This is a genomic window from Belliella kenyensis, from assembly GCF_022549675.1.
Classification (GTDB): Bacteria; Bacteroidota; Bacteroidia; order Cytophagales; family Cyclobacteriaceae; genus Belliella; species Belliella kenyensis.
Window position 1 is genome coordinate 1 of sequence record NZ_JAKZGR010000058.1, and the last position, 753, is coordinate 753.

Annotated in this window: 1 pseudogene; it reads left to right on the forward strand. The window is 40.1% G+C overall.

The features are described 5' to 3' along the window. Positions 1-624 (forward strand): annotated as a pseudogene (locus MM214_RS18930) (transposase); the annotation flags it as partial. Positions 625-753: the final 129 nt, after the last annotated feature.

The window sequence follows — 753 nt, forward strand, 5'->3', positions numbered from 1 at the left end:
CTGAAAGATTTTGCAAGATTCGGTGTGATAAAGAAAGTATGTCAGCAACAGGAGTTTTTACTGGCTAATCCTCCTTCAAAACTGAAGGATAGAATTGTATCACTCCATAAACCATATCTACGACCAATAGTAAGAGGGAAAGAAAAAAAGCCTGTGGAGTTCGGCGCCAAAGCCCACATTCTTCAGGTTGATGGCCTTACTTTTATTGACAAACTGGATTTCAATGCCTACAACGAGTGTACTAGGCTTAAGCTGTCAGTAGCCAAGCATAAAAGGTTTTTCGGTCCTGTAAAACAGCTTGGAGCTGATAGGATCTATGCTACCAACAAAAACCGCGTATTCTGCACTGGGAAAAAAATCTTTACCTGCTTCCCTAAAAAAGGTCCTAAAAAACTAAGCAAGGCTGAAAAAACTCTGAGCTCGGAAATATCCAAACAGAGAGCCACTGTTATGGAAGGTGTTTTTGGAACAAACAAAAACTTTTACGGTCTTGGTAAAATCAAGGTCAAAGGGGAAAAGAGGGAGAAGCTGATGATATTTTTTGGGATCATGACAGCCAACGCTGTTCTGATCGCTAAAAGAAGGGAGGCCAAAGAAAGTCCACCGAAGCAAAAAGCAGCCTAAAAAAGCATCCAAAAAGCAACTTATTGGGATAGGTGTGTCCATACGGAAAATCCGAGTCATTTTCATACAAAAACTAATCCTAAATTGTACTTTTTCAATCCGAAATTGACTCGTGGATCAAGGGTCAAA